Genomic DNA, 17,509 nt, shown 5'->3' with positions numbered 1-17,509 from the left:
CGCGCTCTACCATCGTGGCGGCAGGTACCGGCAGTCGAGCGAAAGGCGTGGTGAACGCACGGTGAGCAAGAACCCGGGTGGGAAGAAGAATCCGTTGCTGGCGGCGAATCGCGCCGACCGCAATCGCAAGATCTTCATCCAGGTGGCCGTGGCCGCCGTGCTGATCGGCCTGATCGCCGCGATCGGCATCGGTGTCGCGGTGAAGAAGGCCCGCAAGGACGATCCCGGCCCCACCCCCTCGATTCCGGCGGCCGCCAACGCATCCCCGGACGGGGTCACCGGCACCATCACCGACAACGGGGCGGTGCGCATCGGCAAGCCGAACGCGAAGGTCACCGTGCGGGTCGTCGCCGACCTGCAGTGCCCTGCGTGCAAGGGCTTCGAGGGCGCGAACGCCCAGGTGCTCGCCGACGCGGTGAACAACGGCACGGCCGCGGTCGAATACGACGTGATCGCCTTCTTGGACAAGGCGTCCACCACCCGCTACTCGACCCGCGCGGCGAACGCCTCGTACTGCGTGGCCGAGGCGGACCCGACCAAGTACCAGGCCTGGGTGTCCTCGATGTTCGCCCAGCAGCCGCCGGAAGGCGGCGCGGGCTTGCCCAACGACAAGCTGGTCCAGATCGCCAAGGACGCGGGCTATCCCGACGCGGTGGCGAACTGCATCACGGATGTGAAGTACGACAAGTACATCCAGGCCCGCACCGATGACGTGCTGAAGAGCGGCATCAAGTCGACCCCGTCGGTGTTCGTCAACGGCAAGCAGGTCGAGTCGAGTCAGGAGATCTTCGGGCCCGGCGGTCTCGGTCCTGTGATCGCCGCCGCCGCGGCGCAGTGATCACCGCCCCGCCCCGGGCCGCCTGGGTACTGCTCCTGGGCGGGCTGGCCGGCTGGCTGGCCTCGATGGCGCTGACCATCGAACGGTTCAAGCTGTTCACCGAACCGGGTTACACCCCGTCGTGCAGCATCAATCCGATCCTGTCCTGTGGCTCGGTGATGGTGACCGACCAGGCCGCGGCGTTCGGGTTCCCCAACCCGATCATCGGCATCGCGGCCTTCTCGGTGGTGGTCACCCTCGGGGTGCTCTCGGTGGCCGGGGTGGGGTTGCCGCGCTGGATCTGGGGCGGGCTGTGGCTGGGCACGCTGCTCGGTGTCGGCTTCGTCTGCTGGTTGATCTTCCAGAGCCTGTACCGGATCAACGCGCTCTGCCCGTACTGCATGGTGGTGTGGGCGATCATCACGCCACTGCTCGCGGTGGTCACCGATCAGCTCTGGGGCGGCTCACGCGGTCCGCTGCGGGTGCTCGCGGAATGGCGGTGGACCATCGTCGCGCTGTTCTACGCGGTGGTGCTGCTGCTGATCTTCCTGCGCTTCCAGGACTACTGGCTGTCGCTGTTCTGATCGGCTAGTTGGGGGTGCCGCGGGCGAGCACGACGGTCACCGTGCGGCGGTTGCCGCCGGTGTCGGTCACGTCGAGCTGAATCGCGTCGTCGGGTTTGCGCACGTTGATCGCCGAGTGCAGGGCGCGAGCCGAGGTGATCGCGCGACCGTCCACCGACGTGATCACCTCGCCGTGAGTCAGCCCGGCCGCGTGGGCGGGCAGCCCGTAGATGGCCAGATCGATCCGTGCCCCAACGGGTTTCGCGTCGGAGGTCAGCACGCCGAGAGTCGCGGTCGGCCCGATGTGCACGGTGTCGGTGGGCACGCCGGAACGGATCTGCCGCACCACCTGCATCGCGGTGTCGATCGGCACCGCGTATCCGTTCGGCGGCCTGCCCCCGGCACGCGCCGGATCACCGGAGGCGGCCGCGATCACCCCGACCACCGCGCCGTGCCGGTCGGCCAGCGCGCCGCCGGACTGCCCGGAGCTCACCGCGGCGGCCACCTCGAGCATGCCGGTGAGCGGCTTGCGGGACAGATCGGCGGAGTTGAGCGCGACGATGGTGCTGTCCAGATCGGTGAGCGTGCCCTGGATGGCGGTCGGCGTGCCGCCGATGCCGCCCGCGTTGCCGATCGCCAATACCTCGTCGTGCACGTGCAATTCGGCCGAGTTGCCGATGCGGGCCGTCGCCAGGTCGGCGGCGCCGGAGAGCGCGAGCAGCGCGATATCGGCGGCGGCGTCGTAACCGAGCACCATCGCGTCGTAGGTGCGGCCGTTGCCGACATCGGTCGCCGTCACCGTGTCGGCTCCCTTGACCACGTGATGACTGGTCAGCACCTGGCCATCGGCGGTGAGCACGATGCCCGACCCGGCCGCGCCGAGCCCGAACGGCCGCATCGACGCGCTGATGTCGACCAGCGCCGGGTCGACGGCGGCGGCGACCGCGACCGGATCGAGCGGCGGCGGTAGCTCGACCGGCGCGGCGATCTCGGCCGTACCCGGCGGCCAGCCGGGCAGTTCGCCTCGATAGCCGAGGAATCCGGCCACCGCGAGCAGCGCGGCGACGATCGTCGCCAACGCGCGGCCCCCATACCGTTGTTCGCTCATCGCTCTCCGCTCGGTCCACCTGCGCATTCCATTGTGGCTGGCGATGATCATGTCCGGGGGCTATCGACGACTCTGCGAGCCGCCGCCGTACGGAACTGTTTACCTGTCATGGTTGGCAACCGGGCGCATGCGACGGTAGGCATGTATGCATGACGACAGCAGCCGCATACGCGATATCCGCACCCGATGGCTCGTTCGAGAAGCAGACCATCGAACGCCGGGAGCTGGGCCCGCACGATGTGCTGATCGACATCAAATACGCGGGCATCTGCCACTCCGACATCCACACCGCACGCGGCGAGTGGGGCGGTACGAAGTACCCCTGCGTGCCCGGCCACGAGATCGCGGGCCTGGTCGCCGCGGTCGGCTCCGCGGTGCGCAAATACCAGGTGGGCGATCGTGTCGGGGTCGGCTGCATGGTCGACTCGTGCGGCGTCTGCGGCCCGTGTCTGGCCGACGAGGAGCAGTACTGCGTCCGCGGCGCCACCATGACCTACAACACGCCTGTCGAGGAGTCGGTACAGCCCGGCGGATACACCCTCGGCGGCTACTCCACCCAGATCGTGGTGACCGAGAACTTCGTCGTCGGCATTCCCGAGGGCATCGGGCTCGACGCGGCGGCCCCGCTGCTCTGCGCGGGCGTCACCCTGTTCTCGCCGCTGCGGCACTGGAACGCCGGGCCGGGCAAGAAGGTGGCCATCATCGGCATGGGCGGGCTCGGTCACGTCGGGGTGAAGATCGCCGCGGCGCTGGGCGCCGAGGTGACCGTGCTCAGCCACTCGCTGAGCAAACAGGAGGACGGCAAGCTGTTCGGCGCGAGCCACTACTACGCCACCAGCGACAAGCAGACCTTCCGCGACCTGCGCGGCCAATTCGACTTGATCCTCAACACCGTCTCGGCGGACCTGCCGATCGACTCCTACCTGAGGATGCTGAAGCTCGACGGCACGCTGGTGATCCTCGGCCTGCCGGAGAACCCGATGAGCATCAAGCCGTTCACCCTCACCGGGCTGCGCCGCTCGCTGGCCGGTTCGACGATCGGCGGTATCGCGCAGACCCAGGAGATGCTGGACTTCTGCGCCGCCCACGGCATCGGCGCGGAGATCGAGGTGATCTCCGCCGACGAGATCGACGGCGCCTACGACCGGGTGGTGGCCAGCGACGTCCGGTACCGGTTCGTCATCGACGTCTCGACCATGTGAGCCGCGAGGTATCCGTACCGGCGATAACGCGGTGAGACGGTCCGGTATGGGTACGTTTGCGATGTGGCCTCGGAAGAAGACGACAACGCGCCAGCGCCCTCGGACGCGCAGGCCCCGGTAGCGCCCGGCGAGGCCGTGGTCACCGCGGAGATGACGTCCACGCCGCCGCCGTGGCTGCTGCGCGCGTTCCTGCTCGCCGCGGCCACGGTGGCCGGACTCTTCGCGGGATTCTGGGCGCTGACCCGGTTGCAAGGCTTGCTCACCATCGTGCTGGTCTCGCTGTTCCTGGCCTTCGCCATCGAGCCCGCGGTGAACTGGCTCGCGCGCCGCGGCATGAAGCGCGGACTCGCGACAGGGGTGGTCTTCCTCGTCCTGATCTCGGTGGTCGTCGCGTTCTTCTGGACGCTCGGCTCGCTGCTGATCGACCAGATCACCACCCTGGTCAACAACGCGCCGGAGTACGCCGATCAAGGCATCGACTGGGTCAATCGGACCTTCCACACCCACATATCCGGCACCGACCTCGAGAAGTACACCAGCAACTGGAGCAAGTACCTCGAGGGCGCGGCCGGAAACGCCTGGGACATCAGCACGAAAGCGGTGAGCGTGGTGTTCCAGTCGCTCGGGGTGCTGCTGTTCACGTACTACTTCGCCGCCGACGGCCCGCGGTTCCGCAACGCCGTGTGCTCGCTGCTGCCGCCGCGCAAGCAGCTGCACGTGCTGCGCGCCTGGGATATCGCCGTGCAGAAGACCGGCGGCTACATCTACTCGCGCGGATTGCTCGCGCTCGCTTCGACTTTGGCGCACTACGTGGCGTTGCGGGTGCTCGACGTGCCCTCGGCGTTCGCGCTCGCGCTGTGGGTGGGCGTGGTGTCGCAGTTCATCCCGACGGTCGGCACCTACCTCGCGGGCGCACTACCGGTCATCGTGGCGCTGGTGCACGGACCGTCGGACGCGCTGTGGATCCTCGGCTTCATCGTCCTCTACCAGCAGTTCGAAAACTATGTGCTGCAACCGAGAATCACCGCGACCACGCTGGACATGCATCCGGCCGTCGCCTTCGGCGCGGTGCTGGCGGGCGCCGCTCTGCTCGGCGCGACCGGTGCGCTGCTCGCTATTCCGGTCACCGCGACGGTTCAGGCTTTCGCCGGGGCCTACATCCGGCGCTACGAAGTGCAGACCGATGTCGACCTGGACGCGCCGCTGCCCCCGCCGCCGCCCAAGCCGCACCGAAAGTGGGCCCGGCAGCTGACCATCCGTTTCACCGGCACCGATCGTTCGAAAGGCGCGTAGTCGCGCGCCGAACCGCTTGTCGGCGGGATGCACCGTGGCCGACCAACCGGGTGACGAACTCGCCGATCGGAGATGCCGGGCGCGCCGCGACCGATCGCCCATGCTGGTGCGATGGCGATTCTGCTGGCGCTGGTTTCCATGTGCTCCACGCTGGTCGGCGGATTCGTCGCGGTCCGCATCGGCGACCGCAGACACCTGGTGCTCGGGCTCGCCGCGGGCGTGATGCTCGGCGTGGTGTTCTTCGATCTGATCCCCGAGGCCCTGGAACAATCCGAGCAGGATGTGCTCGGCGTGCCCGCCGTGCTGATCGCCGCCGTCGGCGGCTTCCTCACCATCCACGTCATCGAGCGCGCGGTGGCCATCCATACCGGCCACGAACAGGAATTCGGCACGCACACACACGGTTTCGAGTCGGTCGGCGTGCTCGCCGCGGCCGGACTGATCTTCCACAGCTTCTTGGACGGACTCGGTATCGGGCTCGGCTTCCAGGCGGGCGCCACCGTCGGTGCGGCGGTGGCCATCGCCGTCATCTCGCACGACTTCGCCGACGGTTTCAACACTTTCACCATCTCGACGCTCTACGGCAACGCCCGCAAACGCGCACTCACCCTGCTCGGACTCGACGCCATCGCACCGGTGATCGGCGCGGTGGTCGGCACGCTCATCCATGTGCCCGAGGGCATGGTCGGCCTCTATCTCGGCTACTTCAGCGGCTTCCTGCTCTACCTCGCCACCGCCGACATCCTGCCCGAGGCGCACGCCGTACACCCGTCCCGCCTCACCCTGGCCTGTACCGTCCTCGGCGCCGCCCTCATGTTCGTCGTCGCCGCCCTGAACCACTGAGCCGGCGCATCCGACCCCGTGCGTCGATCGGCAAAGGTCCGACCAGCTGCGATAGCACCGCGCCACCCCGCTCACCCGGCGTATTCTTGCTCCCGGTTCGGCAGTCGAGAAAGGTTGGCCGTGGTGCGGTTGCAGCCGGGTTCGATGTTCGCGGGCTACACGATTCGGCGTCTGCTCGGTGCCGGCGGCATGGGGGTCGTCTATCTGGCCGGGCATCCCCGGCTCGACCGGCAGGTCGCGTTGAAGGTGCTCAGTGACGCGCTCAGCGCCGACGTGCGGGTCCGGGCGCGTTTCGAGCGCGAGGCCGCGCTGGCCAGCAGGCTGGATCACGCGAATATCGTGCCGGTCTACGACCGCAGCGGTCCCGGCGACGAAAACCTCTGGCTATCGATGAAATACGTCGACGGCGGCGATGCGAACGAGCTCCTCGCCGCAGCGGGCCGGCTGCCCGCCCCCCGCGCGACCCGCCTGATCGCCGAGGCCGCACAGGGACTCGACTACGCGCACCGCCAAGGTGTGCTGCACCGGGACATCAAGCCCGCCAACCTGCTGGTCGCCCGGGACGGCGAGGGCGTGGAGCGGGCGCTGATCACCGATTTCGGCATCGCGCGCACGCTCGACGACACCGTCACCCTGTCCGGCCTCACTGCGAGCATCGCCTACACCGCGCCCGAACGCTTTCGTGGCGAGCCGGGCGACCAGCGTGCCGATATCTATTCTCTCGGCTGCACGCTGTACCAACTCCTCACCGGCCGAACACCTTTCGAGCGCACCAACCAAGCGGCGGTGATCAGCGCGCACCTGAACGACGCCCCGCCCAGACCGACAGCGCTCCAGCCCGGCCTGCCCCCGGGATTCGACGACGTCATCGCCACCGCCATGGCCAAGGACCCCGGTGACCGGTATCCGAGCTGCACGGCCATGGCCATCGCGGCCGATCAGATCCTGGCCTACGCCCAGCGGGAAACCGTGGTCCGGCAACCACTTCCGCCCACCAGGCGACTCGAAGACCGCACCGGCCGCGGCGGTTCTCCCGCACCGCGCTCAGCGGTCGAGCTCGCCACGCGCGCTCAGACCTCCGATGTTCCGCTGGAGCTGTTGTGCGACACCGGGAATGTGTGGTCCCTCGCCTTCAGTCCGGACGGGGCCCTGCTCGCCGTTCCGAACGCAGACACCGTCGACCTGTGGGATCCGCGCACCCGGCGCTCCGTCGGCAGACCGCTGACCGGTCATCGGGAGAATGTCGCGGCGGTGGCATTCAGCCCGGACGGCACGCTGATCGCCACGGGCAGTTGGGATCACACAGCGCGGCTGTGGGATGCCCGCACCCGGCGGCCCGTCGGGCCACCGCTTACCGGACACACCGACTGGGTGCAGTCCGTGGCATTCAGTCCCGACGGCAGCCTCCTGGTCACCGGCAGCAGCGACAAATCGCTGCGGGTCTGGAACGTCGGCAACGGGGCGCTGTTCGCACCGCCGGTGACCGGCGACGACGCGATACACGCCGTGGCCTGCCAGCCGAGCGGCACGCTGATCGCCGCGGGCGGAGTCGGATTCACCATCGGCCTGTGGAACGTCGCCACCCGTCGCCCGGAACCGGGGCGGCTCACCGGCCTCGGCACCTATGTCAGCGATCTGGCGTTCAGCCCCGACGGCACCCTGCTGGCCAGCGGTCACTGGAACAGCACGGTCTGGCTGTGGGATCTGCGCACCCGCCGACGGATCGGCGACCCTTGGCCGGGCCACACGGACTGGGTGCGCACCGTGACGTTCAGCCCGGACGGCACCGTGCTGGCCAGCGGCGGCGACGATCAGAACGTGTTGCTCCGCGATGTGCGCACCGGCCGTGCGGTAGCCGCTCGTTCTGGCGAGGTGGGCGCTGTGCAGTCGCTGGCGTTCAGCCCGGCCCGCCCGTTGCTCGCCCTCGGCGGCGATGCTGTGCGGCTTTGGGATCTCGGCGCGGACTGAGTCGAGTCGGGCGTCGGCGAACGAAGGCCGCCCCCTGTCGGAACAGAGGGCGGCGCAACGTTTTCGGTTATTCGGCGGCGAGTGCGCGGCGACGGACTCGGCGGGCTGCCGCGACCAGGTTGCGCAGCGACGGCTCCAGTTGCCAGTAGTGCCGGGTCTTCAAACCACCGTCCGGATTCGCCCATAGTCGTTCGGGCGTGATGGCTTTCGCTGCAGCGGTGAGCAATTCGTCGAGCTCGTCGATGTCCGGGATGCGGGCCGACCGGCTCTCGTAGACACCGGGACCGACACCGTGACTCAGGCCGTGATCGGTGCCGCTGTCCGCCTCGAGCGCGTTGACCACCCATTCGATCGACCGGGTCGCGACGATCGCGGTGACGTCGGCGTCCAGTTCCTCGATCGCGTCGACCACCTCGGCCCGGCCGGAATAGCCGATGTGCGTATGGATCTGGGTGTCCGGCTTGACCCCGGAGGTGGCCAGCCGGAACGCGCCGACCGCCCAGCGCAGGTACTCCGGGCGCCCCTCGGGACGCAGCGGCAGCATCTCCCGGATCGCGGGCTCGTCGACCTGGATGATCGCGATGCCCGCCTTCTCCAGGTCCGCGAGTTCGTCCCGGATGGCGAGCGCCACCTGGTCCGCGGTCTCGTGCAGCGGCTGATCCTGCCGGACGAACGAGCGCGCGATCATGGTGACCGGTCCGGTCACCATGCCCTTGACCGGCTTGTCGGTCAGCGACTGCGCGTAGCTGATCCACTCCACCGACATCGGCGCGGGCCGCGACACGTCACCGTAGATGATCGGCGGTCGCACACAACGGGATCCGTACACCTGCACCCAGCCGAAGTGGGTGGTCGCGAAGCCGTCGAGCAGCTCGGCGAAGTACTGGATCATGTCGTTGCGCTCGTGCTCGCCGTGCACCAGCACGTCTAGCCCGATGTCTTCCTGCAACCGGATGGTCGACTCGATCTCGGCTTCGATCCGTTTGCGGTAGTCGTCGTAGGACAGCCGGCCCTGACCGAGTTCGTGGCGCGCCTGCCGGACCGCGGTGGTCTGCGGGAACGAACCCAGCGTCGTCGCGGGCACCGGCGGCAGGTTCAGCCTGGCCTGCTGTGCCTCCTTGCGCACCTCGTACGGTTCGCGCGAACGCATTTCCGGCGTCACCGCGTAAACCCGTTGCCGCACCGCGTGCTTCTGCTTGAAGTGCACCTCGGTCGGCCGCTTGCGCCACTTGTCCGACGGGCCCTCGGTGAGCGCCTTGGCGAGCGAAACCACCTCGCCCACCTTCTGTTTCGCGAAGGCGAGCCGGTCGGCCACGTTGCCGGGGATGTCGTACTCGATGAGCAGGTCGTAGGGCACGTGCAGCAGCGTCGTGCCGGTCGAGACCACCAGGTCGGGGCACACCTGCGCGAGCTGGTTCAGGTATTCCAGCGTCACGTAGCGGTCGGCGCGCCACACGTTGCGGCCGCTGATCACACCGGCGTACAACCGCTTCCGGCGAATACCCGGGATCGCCGCCAGGTCGTCGGGCCGGATGCGGTAGCTGGCCAGGTCGAGCCCGATCGCCTCCACATTGCTGGCAGCCAGGATGCGCAGCGCCTCACCGAAATCGCCGTACTGCCCGGTCACCAGCATCCGCGGGCGCAACGGCGCCTTCGCCAGCCGTTGGTAGGCCCGCTCGAACGCGGCCAGCTCGGCGGGGGTGCGCTCACTGGTGAACGCGGGCTCGTCGAGCTGCACGCAGGTCGCGCCGCGCTTGGCGAGGATCTCGAAGAGCTGTTCGTACACCGGCAGCAGCTTGTCCAGCAAGCTGACCGTATCGAATTCGTCCTGGCCCGGCGTCTGCCCCGCCTTGGACAACAGCAGCAGCGACAGCGGGCCGAGCACCACCGGGCGCAACTCGATGTGCTGCGCCTTGGCCCGGTCGAATTCGTCGAGCAGCGCCTCGGGATGCAGCGAGAATTCGGTCCCCGCTTCCAATTCCGGCTGCCGGTAGTGGTAGTTCGTGCCGAAGAACCGGACCAGTTCCAGCGGCGGGAGGTCGGGACGACCGCGTGCCATCAGGAAATAGAAGTCCAGCGGGTCCATCTCGTCGCGGTACGGTTCGAACCGCTTGGGCACCGCGCCGAACAACAGGGCGTTGTCCAGCACGTGGTCGTAGAAGGAGAAGGTATTGCCCGGCACCTGGGTCAGCCCGGTCGCGGCCAGCTCGTTGAACTGCCGTTCTTGGATGTCACGGCCCACCGCGAGCAGTTCGTCGCGGTCGAGCGCACCGCGCCAATAGGCCTCGAGGGCCCGCTTGAGTTCTCGATGCGGCCCGATCCGCGGATAGCCGAGGATGCTCGACCCGTAGCCGTCGGTCACGTTCACCATGAGCGCGCTGCTCCCTTCGATGGCTGCGCGGCGCCCATTGCCTGGAATGGACGCCGCACGCTAATGCGCCTGGGGTTGGATCGAAAGAGCTCAGGCTCGGTTGTACTGGTAGAAGCCCGCGCCGGTCTTCTTGCCGAGCAACCCAGCTTCGACCATACGCATGAGCAGCGGCGGAGCGGAGTACAGCGGCTCCTTGAATTCCTCGTACATCGAGTCGGCGATCGACTTCACGGTGTCCAGGCCGACCAGGTCGGTCAGCGCGAGCGGACCCATGGGGTGCGCACAACCGAGCACCATGGCCTTGTCCACGTCGTCCTTGGTGGCGAAACCGGACTCGACCATCCGGATGGCCGAGAGCAGGTACGGCACCAGCAGCGCGTTCACCACGAAGCCGGAGCGATCGGCGGAGCGCACGACCTGCTTGTCGAGCACCTCGCCGGCGAACGCCTCGGCCCGCTTGGACACGGCCTCGCTGGTCTTCAGCGTGGTGACCAGCTCGACCAGCGGCAGCACCGGGACCGGGTTGAAGAAGTGCATGCCGACGACCCGCTCGGGCTGGGTGGTGGCGACCGCGATCTTCATGATCGGGATGGAGGAGGTGTTGGAGGCCAGCACGGCCGACGGGTCGGTGACGACCTTGTCGAGCTCGGCGAAGATGGCGGTCTTCACCTTCTCGTCCTCGAGCACCGCCTCGACCACCAGCTGGCGGTCGGCGAAGTCGTTGAGGTCGGAGGTGAACCGCAGGCGCCAAGCGGCCTGTTCGCGCTCGCGCTCGGTGATCTTGCCGCTGCTGACGCCGCGGTCGAGGGAGCGCAGAATGCGGGCGCGGCCGGCGGCGGCCAGTTCCCGGGTCTGCTCGTAGACGAGCACGTCGACGTGCGCCCGGGCGCACACCTCCGCGATTCCGGCACCCATCTGTCCGGCGCCGATGATGCCGACGCGTTGAATCTTCTCGCTGCTCACGTCCCGCTCCTGCTGTTGGTCTGGCTAGTCGGTGGCTGGAGAGGGTGTGCTCTGGTGCGAGCGGCCTCTCGATCGTCCAAGGTATAGGGATGCCCTCCCCGCTGGGGCTGTTCAGCGGGGAGGGCGGTACACCCCTAATGGGGGATGTGGGTATTCACGTCGGGAACCTCATTCCCTAGGCGAAACCTCGGCTCAGTGGAACTGGCCCTCTTCGGTCGAGCCCTTCAGCGCAGCGGTGCTGGTGTTCGGGTCGACGGTGGTGGCGATGGTGTCGAAGTAGCCGGCGCCGACCTCACGCTGGTGCTTGATGGCGGTGAAGCCACGCTCGGAAGCGGCCTTGAACTCGCGCTCCTGCAGGTCGACGAAGGCGGTCATGCCCTCGCGGGCGTAGCCGTAGGCCAGGTCGAACATGCCGTAGTTGAGCGAGTGGAAGCCGGCCAGGGTGATGAACTGGAACTTGAAGCCCATCGCGCCGAGCTCACGCTGGAACTTCGCGATGGTCGCGTCGTCCAGGTGCGCCTTCCAGTTGAAGGACGGCGAGCAGTTGTAGGCCAGCAGCTGGTCCGGGAACTCGCCACGGACGGCCTCGGCGAACTTGCGCGCGACCTCGAGGTCCGGCACGCCGGTCTCCATCCAGATGAGGTCGGCGTACGGGGCGTAGGCCTTGGCCCGCGCGATGCAGGGCTCGATGCCGTTCTTCACGCCGAAGAAGCCCTCGGCGGTGCGGGTGCCGTCCAGGAACTCACGGTCGCGCTCGTCCACGTCCGAGGTGATCAGCGTGGCGGCCTCGGCGTCGGTGCGGGCGATGATCACCGAGGGCACGTCGGCGACGTCGGCGGCCAGGCGCGCGGAGGTCAGGGTGCGGATGTGCTGCTGGGTGGGGATCAGCACCTTGCCACCGAGGTGGCCGCACTTCTTCTCCGAGGCCAGCTGGTCTTCCCAGTGCACACCGGCGGCGCCGGCGGCGATCATGGCCTTCTGCAGCTCGTAGGCGTTCAGCGCGCCACCGAAGCCGGCTTCGGCGTCGGCGACGATCGGGGCCAGCCAGTTCTTGACCGAGTCGTCACCCTCGACCTTGGCGATCTCGTCGGCGCGCAGCAGCGCGTTGTTGATGCGGCGCACCACCGACGGCACCGAGTTGGCCGGGTACAGCGACTGGTCCGGGTAGGTGTGGCCGGACAGGTTCGCGTCACCGGCGACCTGCCAACCGGACAGGTAGATGGCCTTCAGGCCGGCGCGGACCTGCTGGACCGCCTGGTTACCGGTGAGGGCGCCGAGCGAGTTGATGTAGTCCTCGTTGTTCACCAGATCCCAGAGGATCTCCGAACCGCGGCGGGCGAGAGTGGCCTCTTCGACGACGGTGCCCTGGAGCTTCGACACCTGCTCCGCGGTGTAGTTACGGGTGACGCCCTTCCAGCGCGGGTTGGTGTCCCAATCCTGCTGGATTTCCGCAGCGGTCTTCGGGGTGCCGGCGTTCGACATCTCTGACTCCACTTCCTCGTTTAGGTCGATGTGCCCCACGGCCGAGCGGATAAACGACTCGAACTGCTGGAGCGGCAATTTGCAGGCTTGCTAGGCCCATGGGGTGTACTTCCACACGATTGCACAATGCGAAATGGCCGTCTACCTGTTGCTAATGTGAATCTCAGCTAGGTTTCCACACTGGTTTGCTAACTTTGCAAAATTTGCCTGTGAATTGCAAAGGTGGAACCTACCCGCCGGTAGCCCTGACGTGCGGTTTTAGCGTAACGCCCGTACTGTTTGGCCTCGACCGGTCGTCACTCATCGACCCCCGCGCGCATTCCGGTTTGTGAGGACGTTCACAAGCCGGGGCGGGTGCCGTAGGTGTGGCCCACGCCACCCGCGCCTGGGCCGAGCGCGTGGGGTCGGGCAGACTCGGCCTGGACGTACGTCCGGCTGCCCGCGGAAGGCAGCCCGCACCTCGGACCCAGGAGCCCTCATGCGGAAACCGGTCATCGCCGCGGCGGTCACCCTCGCCTGCGCCTTCAGCCTGCTGAATCTGCCCACCGCGGCGGCGACGCCGGTCGGCACCGTCGAATCGGCCGGCGCGCTGTCCCCGGCCGCGACGCCGCCGGGCGCGGCCCAGTCGAGTCGCATTCTGTACAGCTCGACCACCGCGAACGACGTGCCGACCACCGCGAGCGCGGCCGTCTACTTCCCGCCGGGCGCGCCGCCCGCGGGCGGCTGGCCGGTCATCGCCTGGGCGCACGGCACCGTCGGGATCGGCGACGACTGCGCGTACAGCGTCGCGGGGCCGAGCGCGGTCGAACGCGACTGGGCCTACCTGGGCACCTGGCTGAGCCAGGGTTACGCGATAGTTGCCGCCGACTACGCCGGGCTCGGCACGCCGGGCGAGCACCCGTATCTCGACGGGGTGGTCGAGGCGCACAACGTCGTGGACGCGGTCAAAGCCGCAACGGGACACTATTCGTCGCTGTCGAAGAAATGGGCGGTGGTCGGGCAATCCCAGGGCGCGGGCGCCGCGATCTTCACCGCGCGCTATGCCACCGAATTCGGCGGGCCGGAACTCGATTATCGCGGCGCGGTGGGCACCGGCACGCCCGCCTATATCGAAGACATTCTGCTGCCGCTCGGCCCGCACGTGCCGCCGGTGAAACTCAGCCCGCACACCACCGCGTACGTGCTCTACATCCTCAACGGACTGCGCACCACGTTCCCCGAGCTGGACATCGAGTCCTACCTGACCGACGCGGGCCGCGCGTGGCTGTCCACGGCCCGGACCGAGTGCCTGCTGCCGCTCGGCGACGAACTGGGCGCGAATCGCGTGATCGTGGGCGATCTGTTCAGCAAGCCGCTCGCGCAGATCCCCGACCTGCACGGGCTGCTGAGCCGCTACCTCGGCCTGCCCGAATCCGGTTACGACAAGCCGATCTTCCTCGGCCAGGGCCTGCGCGACACCGATGTGATCACGCCGGAGACGCTGCGCTTCGCCGCCGTACTGCAGGCGAACGGGCAGCCGGTCCAGCTGCACACCTACCCTGAGGATCACAGCGGCACCGTGAACGCCTCACTGCCGGATTCGCTGCCATTCGTGGCACGACTGTTCGGCTGAGCCGCGTGCCGTGGCCGCTCGTCGAGCGGCCACGGCACCACCGATCACGGAAAACCGGGGCCCTGGTTGCCGGACAGGCTGCTGAGCGCGCAGACCAGCGCCGCGAACGGCTCGGTGATACCACCGCAGCTGCCCGCGACCGACTCGGTCGCCACCGGCGTATGCGGTTCGAGCGGCAGGGGTGCCGCGCCGGTTCCGGCCAGGGTGGCGGCGGCGCTCAGTGGACCCGCGCGGGGTGCACCCGGCGCCAGTGCTCGGCGATCTCGATGCGGCGGGCGATCCAGACCTTGTCGTGGGACTGCACGTGCTCGAGGAAGCGTTCCAGGGCGGCCATGCGCGCGGGACGGCCGACGATGCGGCAGTGCAGGCCCACCGACAGCATTTTCGGATTGCCTTCCGCGCCTTCGCGATACAGCACGTCGAAGGCGTCGCGCAGGTGCGCGAAGAACTGCTCGCCGGTCGGGAAACCGGCAGGCGAGGCGAACCGCATGTCGTTGGTGTCCAGCGTGTACGGCACCACCAACTGGTCCGTCCCGTGCACGGTGACCCAGTAGGGCAGGTCGTCGGCGTAGGAATCGGAGTCGTAGACGAAACCGCCGTGCTCGACCACCAGCTCACGGGTGTTCGGCGAATCCCGCCCGGTGTACCAGCCGAGCGGGGCGGCCCCGGTGAGTTCGGTGAGGATGCGCACCGCCTCGGCCAGATGCGCCCGCTCGGTGTCCCGGTCGACCAGCTGGTAGGACTGCCAGCGCAGGCCGTGCCCGGCGATCTCGTGCCCGAGCTCGCGAAAAGCCGACACCGCCTCCGGATTTCGCTGCAAAGCCCGCGCGACCGCGAAGATGGTCAACGGCAACCCGCGCCGTTCGAACGCCCGCAGCACCCGCCACAGCCCGGCCCGCGATCCGTACTCGTAGAGCGACTCCATGCTCATGTGCCGATTCGGAAACGCCTGCGCCGGAGTCATTTCCGAGAGGAAGGTCTCCGAGTGCGGGTCGCCGTCGAGGACATTGTTCTCCCCGCCCTCCTCGTAGTTCAGCACGAACTGGACGGCCAGCCGCGCGCCGCCGGGCCACTGCGGGTCCGGCGGCGTCGGGCCGTACCCGACGAATTCCCGGTTCACCCGCCCAGCTCCCCGTAGAGGCGCAGCCGGGCCAGACCGCCGTCGGGATAGATGTCGAGGCGGACCTCCTCCACCGACGCCGCCATCGGCGCGATCGCGAACTGATGCCTGGTGTCGGGCAAAAGGTCGGTGCGCGGCAGCAATTCGAGCTCGGTGCCGTCGTTGGTGCGCCCGGTGAGCCGAGCCGCGCCCGGACTGTTGCCGAGGAAATACGAGGTGTCGATCTCGGCCAACCGGATCAGACCGGGACCGGCCAGCCGGATCCGCACCCAGTCGTTGCCGTCGTCGCGACGCCGCGCGGTCTCCCAGCCGTCCCCCATCCGCCGGGCCAGGCCGGGATACAACAGTTGATTCGGCGAGCTGTAGAAGCGGTTAGAGCAATCCAGCACCAGCGCACCGTTTTCCAGTGCCGCCAGATCGAGCGGGCCGAGGCCGAGCAAGCGGGGATCGGGACTGCCTTCGCCGTGCACCCGCAGCCGTGCCACCCCGCCGTCGGGATGCATGGTGAGCTTCACGTGCGTCCACCGTCGTTCGCTCGCGACGGCGAACGGGTTACGGCTGTCCCCGGCGACGGGGGCGCGATCGACCAGCGTCACCCAGTCCTCGCGGGCGGCAATGCTTTCCGCGGTCGGATAGTCCTGCACCTCCAGCGCGGACACCGATACCGCCGGCGGGTAGTTGCCCTTGAACCAGGCGGTGTCCACCACGATGCCGCGGATCACGCCGGGCACACCGAGCCGCACGATGGCCGAATCGTCGCCGGGCCGGCCACGGTGCCTGCGGGTTTCCCAGCCGTCGTAGACCTGACCCTTGTGCCCGAACGTCGAGGTCTGGTAGTCGGCCGGACCCGGATTGATCAAATTCTCCTTCTCCGCGAAGAATTCGTCGTTCGCCCAGATCACCGAGCCGCCCAGCGGGCGCACCGCCAGGTCGGGCAGCAGGGTGAAGTCCGCGTCGGTCATCGGGTCTCCTTCGGCAGCGGCGCGCGAGTGACCAGGGCACGCAGCACCGCCGTGGTCAGCTCGGGTGCGCGGGCGGTCAGTTCCGCCGGGGTGCGAGCCCCGCAGTCGAGTCCGCGTAACACGGTGGCGGCCAAGGCTTCCGCGGTGGCCGGCTCGTCCATGACGCCGCCCGAGCGCCGGTCGAGGTAGGCCTGCAACCGCGGCACGGCCACCTCGATCGCCTGCCGGAAGAAGTCGTAGGTCGCCAGCCAGCGGGTGACCAGGTGGCCCGGATGCATGTCCCAGCCCTGGTAGTAGCCGCGCCGCAGCGCCCGGCCGACCAGGCGGTGATGGTTGCGCAGCGCGGCCTCCGGCGCGGCATCGGGCACGATCTGGGTGGAGCCGTCGCACACCCAGACCCCGGTCTGCGCGACGGCCACCTGCATGACGGCCTTCGCGTAGTCGGCGGCCGGGTGATCGAGCGCCTGATCCGGGGCCGCGACGCCGCACGCGGCGGTGTAGTCGTAGGTGCCGAAATGCAGTGCGCTGCACCGCCCCTCGGCCAGGCCGAGCATCCGCGCGATGGGCGCGGTGCCGTCCGCGGCGATGATCGCCTGCGGGCTCTCGATCTGCAATTCGAACCGCAGTGCCCCCGCGGCGAGGCCGTAACCGCTCTCCAAGCCCTCGCACAGCGCGGCCAGCGCCCGAACCTGTTCCGCCGCACGGATCTTGGGCACGGTGAACACGAATCCCGCGGGCACCTCACCCATCGCGGCCAGCACCAACTCGAGCGTGCGCAGCGTGCGACCGCGCTCCGCCGCGGCGAGGCCCTTCGTCCGGATGCCGAAGCTGCGCGGGCGATCGGCCCGCTGTGCCCAGGCGGCCAGCACCGAGCCCGCCTCGTGGGCCGCCTTGTCCTCCTCGTCGTCGGCGCGGAACCCGTAGCCGTCCTCGAAATCGATGCGCAGATCCTGGATCGGATCCTGCTCGAGCCGTTTGCGCACATCGGGCAGCGAGCCGGTCGCGTCCAGCTCGGTCAGCAGGGCGGCGTGCTCGTCCAGCAGGTCGACGGCCGCCGCGCCCCACACACCGGGGGTGTCCTCGGCGATCCGGTCCGCGGGGACATACGCGACATGGATCGGCTGCGCCCTGGCGTCCGGTCCCGGATAGCGCGTGCGCAACTCGCTGTCGACGGTGTCGAGCATCGCATCGATCCGCGCTCGGAC

At 68.7% G+C, this 17,509-nt stretch carries 14 protein-coding genes; 7 read left to right on the top strand and 7 right to left on the bottom strand.

Going from position 1 to position 17,509, the window contains the following annotated elements; translation table 11 throughout:
• Positions 1-61: 61 nt before the first annotated feature.
• Entirely contained in the window at positions 62-838 is a 777-nt protein-coding gene (locus tag NBRGI_RS25390) for a DsbA family protein (RefSeq protein ID WP_036560757.1), read from the top strand.
• Entirely contained in the window at positions 838-1,401 is a 564-nt protein-coding gene (locus NBRGI_RS25385; RefSeq protein WP_029899722.1) for a vitamin K epoxide reductase family protein, read from the top strand. The genes NBRGI_RS25390 and NBRGI_RS25385 overlap by 1 nt, the downstream gene beginning before the upstream one ends.
• Positions 1,402-1,405: 4 nt before the next feature.
• Here the strand turns inward: NBRGI_RS25385 and NBRGI_RS25380 are convergent, their stop codons facing one another.
• On the bottom strand, positions 1,406-2,488 hold the full coding sequence (locus NBRGI_RS25380; protein ID WP_029899721.1) for a S1C family serine protease: 1,083 nt from the start codon (positions 2,486-2,488) through the stop codon (positions 1,406-1,408).
• A gap of 149 nt (positions 2,489-2,637) precedes the next feature.
• Here NBRGI_RS25380 and NBRGI_RS25375 point away from each other — a divergent pair, with 149 nt between their 5' ends.
• From NBRGI_RS25375 to NBRGI_RS45450, 4 genes are all read left to right on the top strand, one after another.
• Entirely contained in the window at positions 2,638-3,690 is a 1,053-nt protein-coding gene (locus tag NBRGI_RS25375) for an NAD(P)-dependent alcohol dehydrogenase (RefSeq protein ID WP_029899720.1), read from the top strand.
• A 63-nt stretch (positions 3,691-3,753) separates the two neighbouring features.
• Positions 3,754-4,983: an AI-2E family transporter gene (locus NBRGI_RS25370; protein WP_029899719.1), complete on the top strand. Its 1,230-nt coding sequence runs from the start codon at positions 3,754-3,756 to the stop codon at positions 4,981-4,983.
• Positions 4,984-5,094: 111 nt separating this feature from the next.
• Positions 5,095-5,826 carry a ZIP family metal transporter gene (locus NBRGI_RS25365; protein ID WP_029899718.1) on the top strand — a complete coding sequence of 244 codons (732 nt, stop codon included), beginning with the start codon at positions 5,095-5,097 and terminating at the stop codon, positions 5,824-5,826.
• A gap of 123 nt (positions 5,827-5,949) precedes the next feature.
• Positions 5,950-7,794 carry a WD40 repeat domain-containing serine/threonine protein kinase gene (locus NBRGI_RS45450; protein WP_148310949.1) on the top strand — a complete coding sequence of 615 codons (1,845 nt, stop codon included), beginning with the start codon at positions 5,950-5,952 and terminating at the stop codon, positions 7,792-7,794.
• A 67-nt stretch (positions 7,795-7,861) separates the two neighbouring features.
• On the opposite strand, the gene metE is transcribed toward NBRGI_RS45450, so the two are convergent.
• From metE to aceA, 3 genes are all read right to left on the bottom strand, one after another.
• Entirely contained in the window at positions 7,862-10,165 is a 2,304-nt protein-coding gene (metE, locus tag NBRGI_RS25355; RefSeq protein WP_029899716.1) for a 5-methyltetrahydropteroyltriglutamate--homocysteine S-methyltransferase, read from the bottom strand.
• 90 nt (positions 10,166-10,255) lie between these two features.
• The gene (locus NBRGI_RS25350) at positions 10,256-11,128 is read right to left on the bottom strand and encodes a 3-hydroxybutyryl-CoA dehydrogenase (protein WP_014988627.1); all 873 of its coding nucleotides are present in this window, start codon (positions 11,126-11,128) and stop codon (positions 10,256-10,258) included.
• Positions 11,129-11,320: 192 nt separating this feature from the next.
• Positions 11,321-12,610, bottom strand: a complete 1,290-nt coding sequence (gene aceA, locus NBRGI_RS25345) for an isocitrate lyase (protein ID WP_029899715.1) — start codon at positions 12,608-12,610, stop codon at positions 11,321-11,323.
• A 478-nt stretch (positions 12,611-13,088) separates the two neighbouring features.
• On the opposite strand from aceA, the gene NBRGI_RS25340 reads away from it, so the two are divergent.
• Positions 13,089-14,222: an alpha/beta hydrolase family protein gene (locus NBRGI_RS25340; RefSeq protein ID WP_029899714.1), complete on the top strand. Its 1,134-nt coding sequence runs from the start codon at positions 13,089-13,091 to the stop codon at positions 14,220-14,222.
• Between the two features lie 217 nt (positions 14,223-14,439).
• On the opposite strand, the gene puuE is transcribed toward NBRGI_RS25340, so the two are convergent.
• The 3 genes from puuE to NBRGI_RS25320 are packed head-to-tail and all read right to left on the bottom strand — an operon-like array spanning position 14,440 to position 17,488.
• Positions 14,440-15,342: an allantoinase PuuE gene (gene puuE, locus NBRGI_RS25330; RefSeq protein WP_029899713.1), complete on the bottom strand. Its 903-nt coding sequence runs from the start codon at positions 15,340-15,342 to the stop codon at positions 14,440-14,442.
• Positions 15,339-16,304, bottom strand: a complete 966-nt coding sequence (gene alc / locus NBRGI_RS25325; protein ID WP_029899712.1) for an allantoicase — start codon at positions 16,302-16,304, stop codon at positions 15,339-15,341. Before alc ends, puuE begins: the two co-directional genes overlap by 4 nt.
• A complete protein-coding gene (locus tag NBRGI_RS25320; RefSeq protein ID WP_051728028.1) occupies positions 16,301-17,488 on the bottom strand; it encodes a DUF6986 family protein in 1,188 nt (395 codons plus the stop codon). The genes alc and NBRGI_RS25320 overlap by 4 nt, the downstream gene beginning before the upstream one ends.
• Positions 17,489-17,509 lie beyond the last annotated feature (21 nt).

It is taken from the genome of Nocardia brasiliensis IFM 10847, assembly GCF_000710915.1.
GTDB lineage: Bacteria > Actinomycetota > Actinomycetes > Mycobacteriales > Mycobacteriaceae > Nocardia > Nocardia brasiliensis_A.
The sequence above is the reverse complement of the archived record's forward strand: the minus strand, read 5'-3'. Positions and strand labels throughout refer to the sequence as shown.